Consider the following 18,313-nt stretch of genomic DNA (forward strand, 5'->3'; position numbering starts at 1 on the left):
GCTCAAGGGGCTGTGGCGCAGTTGGTAGCGCGTCTCGTTCGCAATGAGAAGGTCAGGGGTTCGAATCCCCTCAGCTCCACCAGCAGCACACGAAGGGCCCGCCGGTCACGGCGGGCCCTTCGTGCATCCGGCGAGTGCGTCCGGCGCCGCGCGTCTGGCGCCGGCCGTCCCCAGCTTCAGTTCCCCCCGGCCTCCGGCTCCTGCGGGGCGGGCTCCTCCTCGGGCGCGAGCCGCGGGTGCTCGGTGGGGTACATCGCGGTCAGCAGTGCGTACGCGCGTGACCCGGCGGAGGTCCGCGGCAGCTGTGCGTACTCCCCGACGAGGTCCAGGACGCGGTCCCAGAACTCGGCGGCCCGCCCGGCGTCGATCCAGGCGTAGCGGGTGAGGCCGCGCAGGTCGTCGTCGCGGACGGCCGCCTCCGCGTCGCGCGCGGCGGCCTCGAAGAAGCCGGGGGTGTCGGCGCGCGGCTCGACCCGGACGTCCCCGACGGTGAACAGCCGGGCGGTCCGGCCGTAGAACGACTCCTCGCGCCCGCGGACCGTCCGGGTGCGGACCACGGTCAGCAGGCCGGCGTCCGCGAGCACCTTGACGTGGTGGGCCACGGTGCTCTTGGGCCTCCCGGCGGCCGCGGCGAGCTCCTGCACGCTCGCGGCCCGCTCGAGCAGGAGCTCCAGCAGCACCTCGCGCAGGGGGTGGAAGATCGCCCGGACCTGCCGCGGGTCGCGGACCACCTGCCGGTCGGCGAGCGGGTACCCGGGGAGCTGCTGACTGCTCGACATCGGTGGATCACTCCTCTACGCTGACTGATCCAAGGAAGTGGATCAGTCGGGACGAGCCTACGCGGGGCCGGCGCCCCGGGGGAGGTGCGACATGGTCGCCGAGACGCAGGCCGGCACCGCCGCGAGCGGGCGCGGGGCCGCGACGCCCTCCTGGACGGTGCGCCCGCTCGACGGGGAGACCTGGGACGCCTTCGCCGAGCTGGTCGAGCGCAACGGCGGCGTGTTCGGCGGGTGCTGGTGCCTGGGCCACCACGCGACGCCCGAGGGGCGGTCGTTCCACGAGGTCCGCGGGATCGACAAGCGCGCGACCAAGGAGGAGCTGGTGCGCGCCGGACGGGCGCACGCGGCGCTCGTGCTCGACGACGAGGGTCGCGCCCAGGGCTGGGCCAAGTACGGCCGGCTCGACGAGCTGCCGCTGCTCGCGCAGCACCGGCGGGCGTACGAGAAGGAGCCGTCGACGCCTCCCGACTGGCGGATCTCCTGCTTCTACACCGACACGCGCCACCGCCGCGAGGGCATCGCCCGGGCCGCCCTCGCCGGCGCGCTCGACATGATCGGCCGGGAGGGCGGCGGCACCGTCGAGGCCACCCCCGAGATCACGGCCGGGCGGGTCGCGCACGGCCGGTTCCTGTTCGTCGCCTCCGTCGAGCTCTTCGAGGAGCACGGGTTCGAGCGGGTGCGGCAGCTCGGCACGTGGGCCTGGCTGGTCCGCCGGGTCGTGGAGCCCTCGGAGCCGCGGGGCGCCCAGGCGTAGCACGGGAACGGAGACGCATGTCCACCCTCGAGGGACGGGACGGCCGCGCACTGGTGGTCGTCGACCTGCAGCACGGCGTGATCGACGGCGCCCACCGGCGCGAGGAGGTCCTCGCCACCGTCACCGACCTGGTGGCGCGGGCCCGCGCCACCGGGGTCCCGGTCGTGTGGGTCCAGCACCACGACGACGAGCTCGTCCGGGGCACGCCGCCCTGGCAGTGGGTCGACGGCCTGGGGCCGGCCGACGGGGAGGCCCTCGTGGAGAAGTCGTTCGGCGACGCGTTCGCCGGCACGACGCTGGAGCAGACCCTCGCCGGGCTCGGGACGGCCGAGATCGTCCTCGTCGGGGCGTCGAGCGAGCAGTGCATCCGCTGCACCCTGCACAGCGCGGTGGTGCGCGGCTACGACGTCGCGCTGGTCGCGGGGGCCCACACCATGGTCGACCTCTCCGAGTACGGCCTGCCGGAGCCGGCCGTCGTCATCGGGTTCCTCGACTCCGTCGCCGCGTCCGGCATGGAGTGGCCGGGGCGGCGCGGCCGGTCCGTGACCCCCGACGCCGTCGGGTTCTGACCGCCGACCGCCGCCCGGGGGTGTCGTACCCCGGCGCTACGGTCGCGCGATGAGGACGATCTACAACACCGCCACGACCCTCAACGGCTACATCGCCGACGAGCGGAACTCCCTCGACTGGCTGTTCGCCGTGGACGACTCGGTGGCGCCCGACCAGGAGGCGTTCCTGGCCGGCGTCACCGTGCTGGTGCTGGGGTCCACGACGTACGAGTGGGTGGTCGAGCACGAGGACCTGGTCGCGCACCCGGAGCGGTGGCCCGGGTACTTCGGCCGGCGGCCGCTGTTCGTCTTCACCACCCGCGAGCTGCCGGTGCCCGAGGGCGTCGACGTGCGGTTCGTGCGGGGGCCCGTGGCGCAGGTGCTGCCGCGCATCCGGGAGGCGGCGGGTGACGGGGACGCGTGGCTCGTCGGCGGTGGCGACCTCGCCGGTCAGCTCCTCGACGCGGGGGCGCTCGACGAGGTGCAGCTCTCCGTCGCACCCGCCGCCCTCACCGGCGGGGCCCCGGTGCTGCCGCGGACGGTCGGGGCGGACCGGCTGCGGCTGCGCACGGTCGAGCAGTTCGGGCAGTTCGCCCACCTGACCTACGACGTCGTCCCGGTGGGCTGACCGGCCGCCCGGCGCAGGACGGGGCCGGTCCCGCCCTCCGGCGGGGTGGCGGACCCGCCGGTGGCAGAATGTCCCGGTGCCCGACGCGACCCCGACCCGACCGGGCCGGTGGTCCCGGGCCCGGTCCGCCGTCCGGACGTGGGTGGACCCCCTCGTCGTCATGATCGTCGCCGTGTTCGTCCTGGGGCTGCTGGCCCCGGCGTCCGGCGGGTTTGCGACGGGGCTCGACCACGTCACCACCGGCGCCGTCGTCCTGCTGTTCTTCCTCTACGGCGCGCGCATGGCGACCAGCGACGTCTGGGCGGGGCTGCGCAACTGGCGGCTGCAGGGCGGGATGCTCGCCTCGACGTACGTGCTGTTCCCGGTGCTCGGGCTCGCGGCGCAGCTGCTGCCCGAGTCGGTGCTGCCGGGCGACCTGCAGACCGGCCTGCTGTACCTGTCGCTGCTGCCGTCGACCATCCAGTCGTCCGTCGTGTTCACGTCGATCGCCCGCGGCAACATCGCCGGCGCGATCACCGGGGCGACCGTGTCGAACGTGCTCGGCATCGTGCTGACCCCGCTGCTGGTGGGCCTGCTGATGTCGCGCGCCGGCGGGCCCGTCGGTGGCTCGGCGGGCGCCACGCTGCTGCAGCTGCTGCTGCCGTTCGTCGCCGGGCAGGTGCTGCAGCCGTGGATCGGGGGCTGGGTGCGCTCGCACCGGCCGGTGACCCTGCTGACGGACCGCGGGACGATCCTGCTCGTCGCGTACGGCTCCGTGTCCGAGGCCGAGCGGTCGGGCGTGTGGGACGACCTCACCGTGGGCGTGCTCGCGGTGCTGCTCGTGGTGTGCGCGGTGCTGCTGGCCCTCATGCTGCTGGCGACGTGGACCGGGGGGCGGCTGCTCGGCCTCGGACGCCGCGACCGCATCGCGCTGCTCATGTGCGGCTCCAAGAAGAGCCTCGCGACCGGCCTGCCCATGGCGAGCGTGCTGTTCGGGCCGGTCGCGGCCGCGGGCGTCGCGCTGCCGGTGATCGTGTTCCACCAGCTCCAGCTCGCGACGTGCGCGGTGATCGCCCGCCGGCTGGCCGCCACCGACCCGGAGGACGAGCGGGCGACCGTCCCCGCCTGACCCGCGTCTCGGCCTGACCCCTCGGGCCGGCCTGACCCGCGTGCCCGCCGACCCGCGTCCCCGCCCGACCCGTCGGGCCGGCCGCCGTCAGTCCCGCGCCCCGCCCACCACGGCCGGCTCGTGCGGGCCTGCCGTGCCGCCCCCGGGCTCCCCGGCGTCGGGCCGGCCCGCGTCCGGCCCGCCCGCGTCCGGCCCCCGCCGCGCGCCCCGGCGCCGCAGCACCCGGCGCACCGCGACGACCGCGGCGACCACCAGGGCGGCGACCGCGAGCCAGGGCACGAGCGCCCCGAGCACGAGCAGCGCGACGCCGAGCACCCCGACCAGCGCCTCCCAGCCGGCCGCCAGCCCACCGAGGAACCCGGTCCGCTCGTCCGTCGTGGGGGCGGGCGCGCCGTCGCTCCAGATCATGACGTGCAGGGTGGAGAGCGCGACCTGCTCGGCGACGCGCGCCCGCTGGGACTCCAGCTGCTCGAGGGCCGCCTGCCGCTCGGTCAGGGTGTTCTCGGCGCTGATGACGTCCGCCTGCGTGGCGGCACCGGCGAGCAGGTCCTCCATGCGGGCGACCGACAGCCGCATCGCCCGGATGCGGGCGTCGAGGTCCTGCGCCGCCGCGGTGACGTCCTCGGACCGGAGGTCGACGTCCTGCACGTCGCCGAGGTCCTCGAGCGCGTCGAGCAGGTCGCTCACGTCGTCCGCGGGCACCCGCACCGTGAGGTCGGCGGACGCGTCGGTGCCGTCCTCCGCGCGCGCGGAGGACTCCTGCCGCGCGTCCACCCGGCCGCCGGCCTCCTCCACCAGGGCGACGAGCCCGTCGGCCGCGCCGCGCGGGTCGGACGCGGTGAGCGCGACGTCGCCGGTGGTGACGACCTGGCGCCCCGCGGCGTCCGCGCCGGGGTCGGCCGCGGCGTCGTCCCCGACATCGGCCGCTGCCGCGCCCGCGTCGCCCCCGCCGGCGACGGAGTCCTCGCCGGAGAACGCGCGGGTGTCCGTCATCGACGCCCCGCCGGAGTCGGCCCCGCCGTTGCTGCAGCCGGCGACGAGGACCGCGAGCAGCGTGAGGCCGAGGGCGGCGCGCGCCGCACGTCGGTCCCGCCACCCGCCCGGCCGCCCGGCGCGCGGTCCCACCGCGTCACCCAGGCGGCCGCGCGCCACCGGGTGCCCTGTCACGTCCCGTCCGATCAGTGCCCGCATGGCTGGACGGTAGTGGGGCGCGTGCCCGCAGCGGGGGCGTTCCGGGCGGAAGGAGACCGGATCGTTGCCGTGGCGCCCCGAGCGCGTCCGGTCCGTGACCCGGCCGCGTCCGGCCCGTGACCAGCCGGCTCCCAGCAGCAGGCGCGGACCGGTGGCCGACCGTCGCGGACGCGCTGGTCGCGGGCCCGCTCGCGGCGTCCCGCGCCTCCCGCGCGTCGCCCCCGGCGGTGGCTCCGAGGCGGCACACTGGTCCCGGGGGCCGGGCCGGAGTGCGCCCGTCGTCGTCCCGTCGTCCGGAAGGACTCCCGTGCCCGCTCCCGCCACCAGCCTGCGACTGGTCCCTGCTCCCCGCTCGGTGCGCGTGGGTGACGGGGCGCCGTTCGTCGTCTCGGCCGGCACCACCGTCACCGTGGGCGTCTCCCCGGCCGAGGTCTCGCTCGGCGTGCTGGCGGCGGAGGTCCTGAGCCGCGCCACCGGCGCGACCGTCGAGGTGCGGTACCGCGACGTCGCGGAGCCCACGCAGCCCGGCGACGTGGCCCTGCGCCTGGCGGAGGGCCTGGGCGCGGAGGAGTACCGCGTGGAGGTGGACCCGGACCGCGTGGAGGTCTCCGCCGGCTCGCCCGAGGGGCTCGTGCGCGGGCTGGCGACCCTGCAGCAGCTGCTGCGCCGGGAGGACGGCGCCTTCGTGGCTCCGCCGGTGGTGGTGGAGGACGCGCCGGCGCACGGCTGGCGCGGGCTCTCCGTCGACGTCGCCCGCCACTTCTTCGGGCCGGACGAGCTGCGCGTCGTCGTCGACCTGATGGCCGCGTACAAGCTCAACGTGCTGCACCTGCACCTGTCGGACGACCAGGGGTGGCGCCTCGACCTGCCGTCCCGCCCGGCGCTCGCGGCGCGCTCGGGCGGCACCGCCGTCGACGGCGACCCGGGCGGCTTCTTCACGACCGAGGAGTACGAGGCGCTCGTCGCGTACGCCGCGGCGCGCGGGGTGCGCGTCGTGCCGGAGATCGACGTGCCGGGGCACGTGAACGCCGCCCTGCACGCGTACGGCGAGCTGACGCCCGAGGGCGAGCCGACCGAGGCGTACACGGGGATCGACGTGGGCTTCAGCAAGCTGGCGGCGGACCTGCCGGCCACCGAGCCGTTCCTGCGGGACGTGTTCGGGGACGTCGCGGCCGTGACGCCGGGGGAGTACGTGCACATCGGCGGCGACGAGGTGCTGACGATGGGGCACGACGAGTACGCGCGCCTGGTCGCGATGGCCTCCGACGCCGTCCGGGCCGCGGGCAAGCAGGTCGTCGGCTGGCAGGAGATCGCGACGACCCCGCTGGAGCCCGGCACCGTCGTGCAGTACTGGGACACCCGGATGGACCCGGCGCCGTTCGTCGCGGCCGCGCGTGCGGGTGCCCGGCTGCTCATGAGCCCCGGGTCGAAGGCGTACCTGGACATGAAGTACGACGCCGACACCCCGCTGGGCCTGGAGTGGGCCGGCCACATCGAGCTGCGTGACGCCTACGACTGGGAGCCGACGGCGCTGGTCCCGGGCCTGCCCGAGGGCTCGGTCATCGGCGTGGAGGCGACGGTGTGGACCGAGACGCTGCGCAGCCTGGACGACCTCATGACGATGCTGCTGCCCCGGCTGGCCGCCGTGGCCGAGGTGGCGTGGACGCGTCCCGAGCAGCGCGACTGGGAGGACTTCCGCGCACGCGTCGCCGCGCACGGCCCGCGGTGGGACGCGCAGGGCCTCGCCTGGTACCCGAGCCCGCAGGTGGACTGGCACGTCGGCTGACGCGGGCGCGGCCCGTCGCGCCGGGCGCCCGGCGCGGGGGTCACCGCCCGGTGGTCCCGCGGGCCGCCCCTAGATCCAGGACCGCAGCCACATGTGCAGGTGCCAGAAGTCGTACGGCACGACCCACGCCGTCCACACGGGGTAGAAGAACGCGCTGACCGCGAGCACCACCAGCGTCACGGCGACCGTCGCGGCGATCCCGCGCCGGCGCTGCACGTCGTCGCGCGACTGCAGCAGCAGCCCCAGCACGTAGACCAGCGCGAGCACCACCCACGGCGCGAACGCGATGGAGTAGAACGTGAAGATCGTGCGGTGCGCGTAGGCGAACCAGGGCAGCCACCCCGCGACGACGCCCGACAGCACGGCGCCGGCGCGCCAGTCGCGGCGCACGACCAGGACCACGAGGGCCACCACGAGCGCGAGCGCGCCGAGCCACCAGAGCACCGGGTTCCCGAGCGACGTGATCGCCTGCGAGCACGCGTCCGCGCCGCAGGCGTCCCGCGCGGCCGCGCCGGTCAGCCCCGAGACCGCGTCGGGGTAGTAGAACGACGTCGGACGCCACTGCACGATCCACCCCAGCGGGTGGGCGGCGTAGGCGTGCTCGGAGGTCAGGTGCGTGTGGAAGTCCCACATCTGCGTGTGGAAGTGCCACAGCGACCGCAGCGCCGGCGGCAGCCACGTCACGCCCTCGCCGGGGTGCTCGACGGCCCACTGCCGCAGGTACGCCCCGGGGTGCGCGAACCAGGACCACCACGTGGCGACGTAGACGAGCGCCGCGGTCGGCACCATGACGAGACCCGCCGGGACGGCGTCGCGCCACAGCGCGGCGAGCGGCCAGCGGCGGACGCCGACGGTGCGGCGCGCGGACGCGTCCCACGCGACGGACAGCAGCCCGAAGACGGCCAGGAAGTACAGCCCGGACCACTTGGTGCCGATCGCCAGGCCCAGCAGCACGGCCGCCGCGAACCGCCACCAGCGCCACCCGAGCCGCGGGCCCATCCCCAGGGCGGCGCCGGAGTCGAGCACGGCGGCCGTCCGCGCGGCGAGCCGGCGGCGCGCCTGGTCGCGGTCCAGCAGCAGCGCGCCGAACGCCGCGAGCGCGAACACCATGAGGAACCCGTCCAGCAGCCCCGTGCGCGAGTGGACGATGCCCTCGCCGTCCACCGCCAGGAACAGGCCCGCCAGCGTGCCGAGCGCCGTCGACGCGAAGAGCCGCCGGCCGATGCGCGCCACCATCAGCACGGCGAGGGTGCCCGCCACCGCGGACGCGAGCCGCCACGCGGCCGACGAGCCGATGCCGCCGCCCACGTGGATCCCGAGCGCCATCAGCCACTTCGCGACCATCGGGTGGACGATGTACTCGGCCTGCTCCTTCAGCGCCGAGCCGTCGCCGGCGGCGAACAGCGGGTTCGCGTCGTCGCCCCACGACCCCTCGTAGCCCTGCACGAGCAGCGAGTACGCCTGCTTCACGTAGTAGGTCTCGTCGAAGACCAGCTCGTGCGGCGTCCCGAGCCGCCAGAACCGCAGCACGCCGCCGAGCAGCGTGACGGCGAGCGGCCACAGCCAGCCGGTCACGCGCGCGCGGCGCGTCGCCCCGAGCAGCAGCGTCCGGGTGCCCAGCAGGGCGACCAGCAGGCGGTCGTGGGTGGAGAGCGCGGCCTCGTCCCCGCCGTCGGCGACGGCGTGGGCCCGGCGCGGCAGGGACGGCCCGGCCGGGTCCGTCGCGCCCGCCGGGCGGGTCGGGTCTGCCGGGTCGGACCCGACCGCGGGGCCGTGGGCGTCCGCCGTGACGGGGGCGGTCTCCGGCTCCGGCGCCGTCACCGGGTCCCAGCGGTGGGACGCGCGGGGCCGCGCCTCTGCCGGCCCCGGCGGGACGGCCTGCGGCGCGGGCGTCTCGTCGGGCTGCGGCACGTCCGCCATCGTAGGGGCGGCCGCTCGGCGCCACCTGGGAGTCCGCGCACCGAGGAGGTGGCAGGCTGGTCGACGTGACCCCCTCTGCCACCGGCGCCGGCCGGCTCGTGCTCGCGGCGACGCCCATCGGCGACGTCGAGGACGCCTCCCCGCGGCTGCGCCGGCTGCTGGCGGAGGCCGACGTCGTCGCCGCGGAGGACACCCGGCGGCTGCGGGCGCTCGCCGCGCGCATGGGCGTGACCGTCGGGGGGCGCGTGGTGAGCCACCACGAGCACAACGAGGCCGCGACCACGCCGGAGCTGCTCGACGTCGTCGCCGGCGGCGGCACGGTCCTCGTGGTCACCGACGCGGGCATGCCCGCGGTGTCCGACCCGGGCTTCCGGGTCGTCGCAGCCGCGGTGGAGGCCGGCCTGACCGTGACCGCCGCGCCCGGGCCGAGCGCCGTGCTCACCGCGCTCGCGCTGTCCGGGCTGCCGACGGACCGGTTCTGCTTCGAGGGCTTCCCGCCCCGCAAGCCCGGCGAGCGGTCCCGGGCGTTCGCCGCGCTCGAGCGTGAACCCCGCACGCTGGTGTTCTTCGAGGCACCGCACCGGCTCGCGGCGACGCTCGCGGACATGGCGGCGGCGTTCGGGGCGGACCGCCCGGCCGCGGTGTGCCGGGAGCTCACCAAGACGTACGAGGAGGTCGTCCGCGACGGGCTCGGGGCGCTCGCCGACTGGGCGGCGTCGCGGGAGGTCCGCGGCGAGATCGCCGTCGTCGTCGCCGGTGCCCCCGCGCGCGAGGTCGCGTCCACGGCGGACCTGGTGGCCGAGGTGCTGGCGCGCGCGGACGCGGGGGAGCGGCTCAAGGACGCGGTCGCCGAGGTGGCGCAGGTCGCGGGCGTGCCGAAGCGGGACCTGTACGCGGCGGCGCTCGCGGCCCGGTCGCGCTGACGGCGGAGGTGCGGTCGCCCTGATCGCGGCGGTCGAGGGCCGGTGACGCGGGACGGCCCGCCGGTCGCGGGCAGTGCGACCGGCGGGCCGTGTGCTCCGGCAGGCGACGGGGGTGTGCGCCGACCGGGGTCGTGGAGGGCCGCCCGGGTGGGGCGGCCCCGGTCAGGCGGGGTGCACGAGGTCCAGCACGGCGCGCAGGGCGCCGACCTCGACCTGCCCGGGCGCCGAGGCCCGCCCCACCGTGCCGAACGTCGCCGCGGAGCCGAACACGCCGCCGACCAGGCGGGACGCCACACCGGTGGCGGCCATCGACATGGTGATGAGCGGCACCGCGAGCTGCGTGGACGCCTCCCGCGTGGCGGTGAGCAGCGTCAGCACGTCGTCCGCGTCGTGGGGCATCACGGCGATCTTCGCGACGTCCGCGCCCCGGTCGGCCATGAGGTGCAGCCGCCGGACGATCTCCTCGCGCGGGGGTGTGGCGTCGAAGTCGTGGTTGGACGCGACGACCGCCACCCCGGCGGCGTGCGCCAGCGCGACCAGCTCGGCGACGGCCTCCTGCGACCGCATCACCTCGACGTCGACGAGGTCCGCGACGCCGGCCGCCACGACCGCACGGTAGATCGCGACGTACTCGTCGTCCGCCACGGCCGCGAGCCCACCCTCCGCCGTCGTGCGGATGGTGGCGAGCAGCGGCAGGTCGCCCAGCGCCTCGCGCAGCGCGCGCCCCGCGACGGTCGCCTCTGTGGGGCCGACGACCCCGCGCCCGAGGTGGTCGACGCGCCACTCCACGACGTCCGGGCCCGCCGCGACGACGGTGCGCGCCTCGGCGAGCAGCTCCTCCACCGTGGCGGCGGTCAGCGGCACGACGACGACGGGACGGCCGCCGCCGATCGTGGTGCCGCGCACGGTGACGGGCGTGGGTGCAGGGGTCGGCGTGCTGGTCATGGCTCCTCCTCGGGGCGTCTCAGCCGAACAGCTCGGCGCGCACGTGCTCGACCGGCATCGGCTTGCCGGTCCACAGCTCGAACGCTGCGGCGCCCTGGTGGAGCATCATGCCGAGTCCGTTCATGGTGCGGCACCCGGCGGTCTCCGCCTGCTCGAGGAACGGCGTGCGCGGCGGGCTGTAGACGACGTCGGAGACGAACAGGTCCGGCCGCAGCACGTCGGCCGCCGGCAGCGGGTTCAGCCCCGCCAGGGCGCCCATGCCGACGTTGGTGGCGTTCGCCAGCACGACGGACTCGTCGACGCACGCGCGGAAGTCGTCGAGGTCGTCCAGGTCGTGCAGCACGGCGGTCGCGTCCGTGTGCTCCGCGATGGTGCGCACGGTGTGCTCGGCGACCGGCCAGACGGCGTCGCGGCGGTTGAAGATGTCGATGCGGGCGACGCCGTCGAGGGCGGCCTGGACGGCGATCGCGGTTCCCGCGCCGCCGGCGCCGATCAGGGTGATCCGCTGCCCGACGGGGTCGACGCCGGCCTCCCGCAGGGCGGTCATGTAGCCGGTGCCGTCGGTGACGTGCCCGGTGAGGCGGCCGCCGTCGTTGACCACCGTGTTGACCGCGCCGACGAGGCGCGCGGCGGGGGACAGGTCGTCGAGCATCGGGACGATCGCGATCTTGTTCGGCATCGACACGTTCCAGCCGCGCACCCGCAGGGCCTTGAGGCCGGTGACCGCGTCGGCCAGGCCGTCGTTGTCGACCTCGAAGGCGAGGTACGCGTAGTCGAGGCCGAGCTCGGCGAGCGCGAGGTTGTGCATCCGCGGCGACAGGCTGTGCCGGATCGGGTAGGCGATCAGGCCGAGCAGCTCGGTGTGGCCGGTGATGGCGCGGATCGTTCCGTCGGGCATCGGGACTCCTGTGCTTCGTGGACGTACTCGTTAGTTCATTCTGACGGGACTTCGATCCCGGATCCGGGCCCATGGTCCTGCGATGATGCGTCGGTCCAGGCAGGGCGATCAGGCGAGGGGTGCGGTGATGACCGACGCGGGGCAGGGGGCCGGGGCTTCCGGGGACGCGGGGGCGGGCGGTGCCGCGGTGCCGCGCACCCGCGACGCGGACCGGACCCGCAAGGAGATCCTCGGGGCGGCGATCGAGGAGTTCTCCGCCCGCGGCCTCCTCGGGGCGCGCGTGGACGCCATCGCGGAGCGCATCCACACCACCAAGCGGATGATCTACTACTACTTCGGCTCCAAGGACGGGCTGTACCGCGCCGCCCTCGTCGAGTCGTACCGCGGCACCCGGGACCGGGAGCGGTCGCTGCACCTCGAGGACCTGCCGCCCGAGGACGCGCTGCGCGAGCTCGTGCGCTCCACGCTCTGCTACGACGCCACCCACGAGCCGTTCGTCCGGCTGGTGCTGTTCGAGAACCTCCTCGAGGAGGGGATGATCGGCCACCTCGACGCCGAGACGCGCGAGGTGAACCAGGTCGCGCTCGAGATCCTCGACGACGTGCTGGCGCGCGGCCGGGCGTCCGGGGTGTTCCGCGACGGCCCCGACGCGCCGTCCGCCCTCGACGTGCACCAGGTGATCAGCGCGCTCGCGTTCTTCCGCACCGCCAACCGCTCGACGTTCCGGGAGCTGTTCGGCCGCGACATGCTCGCGGAGGAGACGCGCCCGCAGGTGCGGGCCCTCGTCGAGGACACCGTCCTGCGCCTGGTCCTCGCCACCCCGGCCTGACCCCCGCCACCCCGGGCTGACGCCCGCCGCCCCGGGCTGACGCCCGCCGCCCGGCCGCCGCCTGGCCGCCGGCCGGCCCCGGCCGCGCCGCAGCCCTCCGCTCGGCCGCTGGCCCCACCGCGCCGGACCCGTCGAGGTCGTCAGGTCGGGCCGAGGTCGTCAGGTGGACGTGACGACCTCGGCCGCAGATGACGACCTCGGCCCGCTCCGGGCACCCCCCGCCCGCCGTCCGTCCGCGTACGGGAAACCTGTCACAAAGTCTGGGACCTCCTACCCATCCCCTCGGGCCCGCCGCGCGCCACCGTAGTAACTAACCAGATCGGTACTTACCAGCCCGCCGCGGAGAGGACCTCTCGTGACCGTCGCGCCCCCTGCCCCGTCCGCCACCGCGGACCGCACCCGGCCCGCGCCCCTGACCGTGCGGGTCGACCCCCGCCCGGCCGCGCCCGCGACCCCGCACCTGCTGTCCCCGCTGAGCGTCCGGTCCATGACGCTGCGCAACCGCGTGGTCATGCCCCCGATGGGCACCAACATGGCCATGCCCGACGGCACGGTCTCCGACACCCAGCTCGACTACTACGAGCAGCGCGCCCGCGGCGGCACCGGCCTGATCATCGTCGAGAACATCTGCGTGGCCTTCCCCGCCGGGTCGAACGGCACCACCCAGCTCCGCATCGACCACGACCGCTACGTCCCGCGCCTGTGGGAGCTGACCGAGCGCCTGCACCGGCACGGCGCGAAGGCCGCGATCCAGCTCAACCACGCGGGCGCCTCCGCGAACCCCGCACGGACCGGGGTGCCCGCGCTGTCGGCCTCCGACGTCCCGTCCAAGCCCGGCGGACCGGTCCCCGTGCCGATGACGCCCGAGCAGATCGCCGAGGTGCCCGCGCAGTACGCCGCCGCGGCGCTGCGGGCCAAGCGCGCCGGGTTCGACGCGGTCGAGCTGCACGCCGGGCACTCGTACCTGCTCTGCCAGTTCCTGTCGCCGCTGTACAACCACCGCACCGACGCCTACGGCGGCACCCCCGAGAACCGCGCCCGGCTCGTCCGGGAGACCCTCGCGGCGGTCCGCGCCGCCGTCGGCCCCGCGTATCCCGTGATGCTGCGGATCAGCGCCGACGAGCTGGTCGCGGGCGGCAACACCGTGGCCGACTCGGTCGAGCTGATGCGCCACCTGGTCGACGAGGTCGACGTCATCGACGTGTCCGCGGCGCTCGCCGGCAACCTGCAGTACCAGATCGACCGCATGGACCTCCCGGACGGCTGGCGCGCCGGCATGGCACGCGTGTTCCGCGAGGAGTTCGGCCGGCCGACGATCTCCAGCGGCAACTACCGCGACCCCGCGGTCGCCGAGCGCGTCGTCGCGGAGGGCGACACCGACCTGGTGGCGATCGGCCGGGGGCTCATCGCCGAGCCGTGGTGGGTGCGCAAGGTCGCGACCGGGTGCGCGGACCGCATCCTCGACTGCATCTCCTGCAACATCGGCTGCGCCGACCACCGCATCCGGCTGGACCGCCCGATCCGCTGCACCGTGAACCCGGACATCGTCGGGCACGAGGACTACCTGCGTCGCCGGGTGACCGCCCCGACGCGCGTGGTCGTGGTCGGCGGCGGCGTCGGCGGGCTCGAGGCGGCGTGCACGGCCGCGGAGGTCGGGTGCGACGTGGTGCTGCTCGAGGCCCGGGACGTCGTCGGCGGCGTGGTCGGGGAGGCCGTCCGGCTGCCCGCGAAGCGCCGCATCGCCACATTCCTCGACCACCTCGTGCGGCGGGCCGCGCGCGCCGGCGTGGAGATCCGCACCGCGACGCCGGCGACCGTCGACCTGGTGCGCGAGCTGGCGCCCGACGTCGTGGTGAACGCGACCGGCTCGCAGCCGCTGCTGCCGCCCGTCCCCGGCCTGCTCGACCGCGTGGACGTCCCGGGGACGCAGGTCTTCTCGATCCTCGGCGCCACGGCCGGCGTCGACGACCTGCCCGCGCTCGCCGGGAAGCCGGTCGTCGTGGTCGGTGCCGGTGCGGTGGGCCTGGACGTCGTGGAGGCCTGCGTCGCCGCGGGCGCCGAGGTCACGCTCGTCGAGCGGCTCGACCGGGTCGCCGGCGACCTCGACCTCATCACCGCGATGCAGATGCGGGAGATGCTCGACCGGCACGACGTGACGGTGCTGACGCGCACGTCGCTGACGGAGGTCGGCGACGGCTGGGTCGAGGTGGAGGACCCCGACGGGTCCCGGCGCCGGCTCGAGGGTGCGGCGACCTACGTGTGCCTGGGCATGCGCGGCGACCGCACGAGCTACGGCGAGCTGGCCGGCGCGTTCAGCGGGACGGACGTGGACGTGCTCGACGTCGGCGACTCGTCGGGCGGCGCGAAGATCATCGACGCCACGGCGGGCGGCCGCGACGTGCTCCTGACGCTCGAGGCCCGCGGCGTCCTCGCGCCCCGCTGACCGCAGGAGACCTGCGCCCGCCCCGCGCCCGGGGGACGCAGGACGGCCCGTCACCCAGCCGGGTGACGGGCCGTCCTGCGTGCGGGACGCGTCATCCCCGGTGCGCGCGCACCGCCTCGGTCAGCGCGGGCACGATGTCGAACAGGTCGCCGACGACGCCGAAGTCCGCGACGCCGAAGATCGGCGCCTCCGGGTCCTTGTTGATCGCGACGACGGTGCGGGAGCCGGACATGCCGGCGAGGTGCTGGCTGGCGCCGGAGATCCCGCAGGCCAGGTACAGGTCGGGGGCGACCTTCTTGCCGGAGACCCCGATCTCGAGGGAGACGGGCACCCAGCCGGAGTCCGCTGCGGGCCGGGAGGCGCCGACGGCGGCGGTGGGGCCGAGTGCCGTCGCGAGCTCGCGCAGCACGCCGAACCCGTCGGCCCCGCCCATCGCGCGGCCGCCGGAGACGATGATGCGGGCGTCCTCGAGCGCGACCTCGCCGGTGTCCTCCGCGGGCACGCGCTCCACGAGCGTGGTGCGCGACGGGGCGGCCGGGAGGTCCTCGACGACGACCTCGGCAGCGGTCCCGTCGGTGGCGGCGGGCGGCAGGACGCCCGGGCGGACGGTGAGCACGGCGACGGCGTCCCGCACCCGGCTGCGGGTGACGGCCGCGCCGCCGAGCACGGTCTTGACGCCCAGCAGTCCGTCACCGGCGCACTCGAGCGCCACGCAGTCCGTGACCAGGCCGGTGCCGAGGCGCGCGGCGAGCCGGGGGGCGACGTCGGCCCCGCGGGTGGTCGCGGCGACCAGCAGCGCGGTCGGGGCGTGCGTGGTCAGCAGCGTGTGCAGCGCCGCCGTCCACGGCTCGGTGGCGTAGTCGGCGTAGCCGCCGGAGACGCGGCGGACGGTGTGCGCGCCCGCGGCACCGGCCCGGGCGACGACGTCGTCCAGGTCCTCGCCGACGGCCACCGCGGTCACGGTGCCGCCGCACGCGTCCGCCAGGCGGCGCGCCTCGGTCACGACGGCCAGGCTCGCGTCGGCGGCGACGCCGCGCTCCGACTCGACCAGGACCCACAGGGTGCAGCTCATCTCGTCCTCCTCACAGGGCGCCGGCGCCGGCGAGCGCGGCGACCAGCTTCTCGGCGGTGTCCCGGGCGTCGGTGCCCTGGATGCGCTGCCCGGGCTCCCGGGCGGGCGGCTCCGCGGTGGCGACGACGACCGCGCGGGCGGCGTCGGGGCCGACCTCGGTGACGCCGAGGTCCGCGGCGGTCAGCACCTCGAACACCGCCTTGTTGGCGGCGAGCTTGGAGCGCACGGACGGGTACCGCGGGGTGTTCACGTACTCGTCGACCGACACGACACCGGGCAGCGGCAGCCGCACGCGGGCGTGCCCGTCCTCGAGCACCTGGGTGCAGACCAGCGCGCCGGGCTCGGCCTCGATCGCGGTGACGGTCGTGACCTGCGGCAGGTCCAGCAGCTCGGCGACCATGGCGGGCACCGCGGCGGTGGCGCCGTCGAACGACCGCGCGCCGGCGAGGACCAGGTCGACCGGGCCGAGTCGGCGCACGGCGGCGGCGAGCACCCGCGCGGTCGCGAGCGCGTCGGAGCCGGCCAGGCCCTTGTCGCTGACGTGGACGCCGGCGGTCGCGCCGACGCTCACGCACTCCTTGAGCACCGCCTTGGCGGACGCCGGACCCATCGCGACGACCGTCACGGTGCTGTCCCCGGCGGCCTCGGCCAGCGCGACGGCGGCCTCGAGGGCGTTGCGGTCCACGGGGTCGGTGGTCGCGGGACCGGCGGCCCGGTCGAGCACGCCGGCCGCGGTCAGGCGCGCGCCGGCGAGGTCGTCGGGCACCTGCTTGACCAGGACTGCGATCTGCATCTCTTCTTCCTTCTCTCGGGTACTGCCGTTCGCGGAGGCGGTGTCAGCCGGCGGGGACGAGGGCCGCGGCGCGCTCGCGCAGCACGTCCTTGCGCACCTTCCCGGCGGGGGACAGCGGCAGGGCGTCGACCACCTGGACGTGCGCGGGGATCTTGTACTTGGCCAGGCCGCGCGCCAGGAACTGCTCGCGCAGCGCCGGGACGTCCGGGGCGGGCACCCCGGGCTCGAGCACGAGGTACGCGCACACGCACTCGCCGAGCCGGCGGTCGGGCATCGCCACGGCCGCGGCGTCGCGCACCCCGGGGCACTCCCGGAGCACCTGCTCGACCTCCGCGGCGGAGATGTTCTCGCCGCCGCGGATGATGACGTCCTTGGCCCGGCCGACGATGCGGAGGTAGCCGTCGGCGTCGAGCCGGGCGAGGTCGCCGGAGTAGTACCAGCCGTCGGCGTCGAGCACCGCGGCGGTGAGCGCGGGGTCGTCCAGGTAGCCGCAGAACACCTGCGGGCCGCGGGACGCCGCCTCGCCGACCTCGCCGACCGGCAGCGGCTCGCGGGTCACCGGGTCGACGACGCGCACCTCGACGCCGGGCACGGGGCGGCCGTCGGTGGTGAGCACCCGCTCGAGGTCGTCGGCGGGGGTGGTGAGGGTGTGCGGGGCGCTCTCGGTGGACCCGTAGACGCTGAGCAGCCGCACGCCGTGATCCAGCGCCTCCCGGGCCAGCGACCGCGGCACGGGGGAGCCGCCGCAGCAGAGGAAGCGCAGGTGCTCCGCGACGCGCTCGCCCGGGTCGCACGAGTCGAGCATGCACCGCACGACGCTGGCCGCGGCCATGCCGCACGTGGCGCCCTCGGCGCGGGCCATCGCGACCGCGGACGGCCCGGTCGGCACGTCGAGCAGCAGCGCGGTGCCGCCCACCAGGTACGGCAGCGTGAGGCCGTGCAGGTACCCGGTCGCGTGGCCGAGCGGCGCGGGCATGAGCACCCGGTCGCCGTGGCCGACGCCGAGCATGCGCGCGAACCCCCGCTCCCCGGACAGCACGTTGTCGTGGGACAGCAGCACGCCCTTGGGCCGGGCCTCCGACCCCGAGGTGAACAGCACGGCGGCCACGTCCTCGCCGCGCCCCGGTCGCCGCAGGTCCTCGGGCAGCGGCTCGTGGGTCGCGACGACGTCGGCCAGGTCGGGCACCGCTGTCGCGGGCCGGCCGTTGTGCGGGACGGCGGCGACGGCGACCAGGTGGTCCAGCTCGGCGGCGAGCCGCGCCGCGACGGGCTCGAGGTCGGCCCCCCGGAACCGGGTCGGGACGAGCAGCGCGCGCGACCGGCTGCGGGTGAGCACCTCGCGCAGCTCGGTCTCGCGGTACGCGGTGAGCACGGGGTTGACGACCGCGCCGATGCGCAGGCAGGCCACGTTCACGCAGACCATCTCGGCCCAGCTCGGCAGCTGGACCGAGACCACGTCGCCCCGGCCGACGCCGTGCCCGCTCAGCCAGGTGGCGATGCGGGCGGCGCGGTCGTCCACCTCGGCGTAGGTGAGCCGGGCGCCGCGCGAGTCGACGACGGCCTCCTGCTCGGGCCCGGCGAGCACGGACAGCCGCCAGTAGTCGTCGAGCGACGCGTCGCCCCACAGCCCCGCGCGCCGCAGCTCCGCCCGCCGGGCGGGGCTCACGACGGCCGTCCCGCGCACGCCGCGCGGGAC

At 76.2% G+C, this 18,313-nt stretch carries 16 protein-coding genes and 1 tRNA gene; 9 read left to right on the top strand and 8 right to left on the bottom strand.

The features are described 5' to 3' along the window. The first annotated feature begins 6 nt into the window (after positions 1–6). A tRNA-Ala gene (locus AAHH18_RS03400) sits at positions 7–82 on the top strand. 94 nt (positions 83–176) lie between these two features. Here the strand turns inward: AAHH18_RS03400 and AAHH18_RS03405 are convergent. Continuing rightward, a complete protein-coding gene (locus tag AAHH18_RS03405; RefSeq protein WP_343300576.1) occupies positions 177–779 on the bottom strand; it encodes a helix-turn-helix domain-containing protein in 603 nt (200 codons plus the stop codon). 91 nt (positions 780–870) lie between these two features. On the opposite strand from AAHH18_RS03405, the gene AAHH18_RS03410 reads away from it, so the two are divergent. From AAHH18_RS03410 to AAHH18_RS03425, 4 genes are all read left to right on the top strand, one after another. Continuing rightward, positions 871–1,533, top strand: a complete 663-nt coding sequence (locus tag AAHH18_RS03410; RefSeq protein ID WP_343300577.1) for a GNAT family N-acetyltransferase — start codon at positions 871–873, stop codon at positions 1,531–1,533. A gap of 17 nt (positions 1,534–1,550) precedes the next feature. Next, positions 1,551–2,102, top strand: a complete 552-nt coding sequence (locus AAHH18_RS03415) for an isochorismatase family protein (RefSeq protein ID WP_343300578.1) — start codon at positions 1,551–1,553, stop codon at positions 2,100–2,102. Positions 2,103–2,151: 49 nt separating this feature from the next. After that, positions 2,152–2,709, top strand: a complete 558-nt coding sequence (locus AAHH18_RS03420) for a dihydrofolate reductase family protein (protein WP_283321256.1) — start codon at positions 2,152–2,154, stop codon at positions 2,707–2,709. A 76-nt stretch (positions 2,710–2,785) separates the two neighbouring features. Continuing rightward, a complete protein-coding gene (locus tag AAHH18_RS03425; RefSeq protein WP_343300579.1) occupies positions 2,786–3,817 on the top strand; it encodes a bile acid:sodium symporter family protein in 1,032 nt (343 codons plus the stop codon). 87 nt (positions 3,818–3,904) lie between these two features. Here the strand turns inward: AAHH18_RS03425 and AAHH18_RS03430 are convergent, their stop codons facing one another. Beyond that, positions 3,905–5,008 (bottom strand): DUF4349 domain-containing protein, encoded by a 1,104-nt coding sequence (locus AAHH18_RS03430; RefSeq protein ID WP_343300580.1) that lies wholly within the window; start codon positions 5,006–5,008, stop codon positions 3,905–3,907. 307 nt (positions 5,009–5,315) lie between these two features. On the opposite strand from AAHH18_RS03430, the gene AAHH18_RS03435 reads away from it, so the two are divergent. Continuing rightward, positions 5,316–6,794: a family 20 glycosylhydrolase gene (locus tag AAHH18_RS03435; protein WP_343300581.1), complete on the top strand. Its 1,479-nt coding sequence runs from the start codon at positions 5,316–5,318 to the stop codon at positions 6,792–6,794. Positions 6,795–6,863: 69 nt separating this feature from the next. On the opposite strand, the gene AAHH18_RS03440 is transcribed toward AAHH18_RS03435, so the two are convergent. Then, positions 6,864–8,714, bottom strand: a complete 1,851-nt coding sequence (locus AAHH18_RS03440; protein WP_459349075.1) for a dolichyl-phosphate-mannose--protein mannosyltransferase — start codon at positions 8,712–8,714, stop codon at positions 6,864–6,866. Between the two features lie 65 nt (positions 8,715–8,779). Between AAHH18_RS03440 and rsmI the strand changes: the two genes are divergently transcribed. Beyond that, positions 8,780–9,637 carry a 16S rRNA (cytidine(1402)-2'-O)-methyltransferase gene (rsmI, locus tag AAHH18_RS03445; protein ID WP_343300583.1) on the top strand — a complete coding sequence of 286 codons (858 nt, stop codon included), beginning with the start codon at positions 8,780–8,782 and terminating at the stop codon, positions 9,635–9,637. Between the two features lie 162 nt (positions 9,638–9,799). On the opposite strand, the gene aroD is transcribed toward rsmI, so the two are convergent. Together aroD and AAHH18_RS03455 are read right to left on the bottom strand one after the other, a co-directional pair. Beyond that, positions 9,800–10,582, bottom strand: coding sequence for a type I 3-dehydroquinate dehydratase (aroD, locus tag AAHH18_RS03450; RefSeq protein WP_343300584.1), 783 nt, complete (start codon positions 10,580–10,582; stop codon positions 9,800–9,802). A gap of 19 nt (positions 10,583–10,601) precedes the next feature. Continuing rightward, positions 10,602–11,480, bottom strand: a complete 879-nt coding sequence (locus AAHH18_RS03455) for a shikimate dehydrogenase (RefSeq protein WP_343300585.1) — start codon at positions 11,478–11,480, stop codon at positions 10,602–10,604. A gap of 187 nt (positions 11,481–11,667) precedes the next feature. On the opposite strand from AAHH18_RS03455, the gene AAHH18_RS03460 reads away from it, so the two are divergent. Together AAHH18_RS03460 and AAHH18_RS03465 are read left to right on the top strand one after the other, a co-directional pair. Then, a complete protein-coding gene (locus AAHH18_RS03460; protein ID WP_343300586.1) occupies positions 11,668–12,309 on the top strand; it encodes a TetR/AcrR family transcriptional regulator in 642 nt (213 codons plus the stop codon). Positions 12,310–12,664: 355 nt separating this feature from the next. Further along, entirely contained in the window at positions 12,665–14,752 is a 2,088-nt protein-coding gene (locus AAHH18_RS03465; protein WP_343300587.1) for an oxidoreductase, read from the top strand. Between the two features lie 91 nt (positions 14,753–14,843). On the opposite strand, the gene AAHH18_RS03470 is transcribed toward AAHH18_RS03465, so the two are convergent. The 3 genes from AAHH18_RS03470 to AAHH18_RS03480 are packed head-to-tail and all read right to left on the bottom strand — an operon-like array spanning position 14,844 to position 18,283. Continuing rightward, positions 14,844–15,824: an electron transfer flavoprotein subunit alpha/FixB family protein gene (locus AAHH18_RS03470; protein ID WP_343300588.1), complete on the bottom strand. Its 981-nt coding sequence runs from the start codon at positions 15,822–15,824 to the stop codon at positions 14,844–14,846. Positions 15,825–15,834: 10 nt separating this feature from the next. Continuing rightward, positions 15,835–16,617 (bottom strand): electron transfer flavoprotein subunit beta/FixA family protein, encoded by a 783-nt coding sequence (locus tag AAHH18_RS03475; RefSeq protein ID WP_343300589.1) that lies wholly within the window; start codon positions 16,615–16,617, stop codon positions 15,835–15,837. Between the two features lie 43 nt (positions 16,618–16,660). Further along, positions 16,661–18,283: an AMP-binding protein gene (locus AAHH18_RS03480; RefSeq protein WP_343300590.1), complete on the bottom strand. Its 1,623-nt coding sequence runs from the start codon at positions 18,281–18,283 to the stop codon at positions 16,661–16,663. Positions 18,284–18,313: the final 30 nt, after the last annotated feature.

This window comes from Cellulomonas olei, assembly GCF_039548315.1.
Classification (GTDB): domain Bacteria; phylum Actinomycetota; class Actinomycetes; order Actinomycetales; family Cellulomonadaceae; genus Cellulomonas.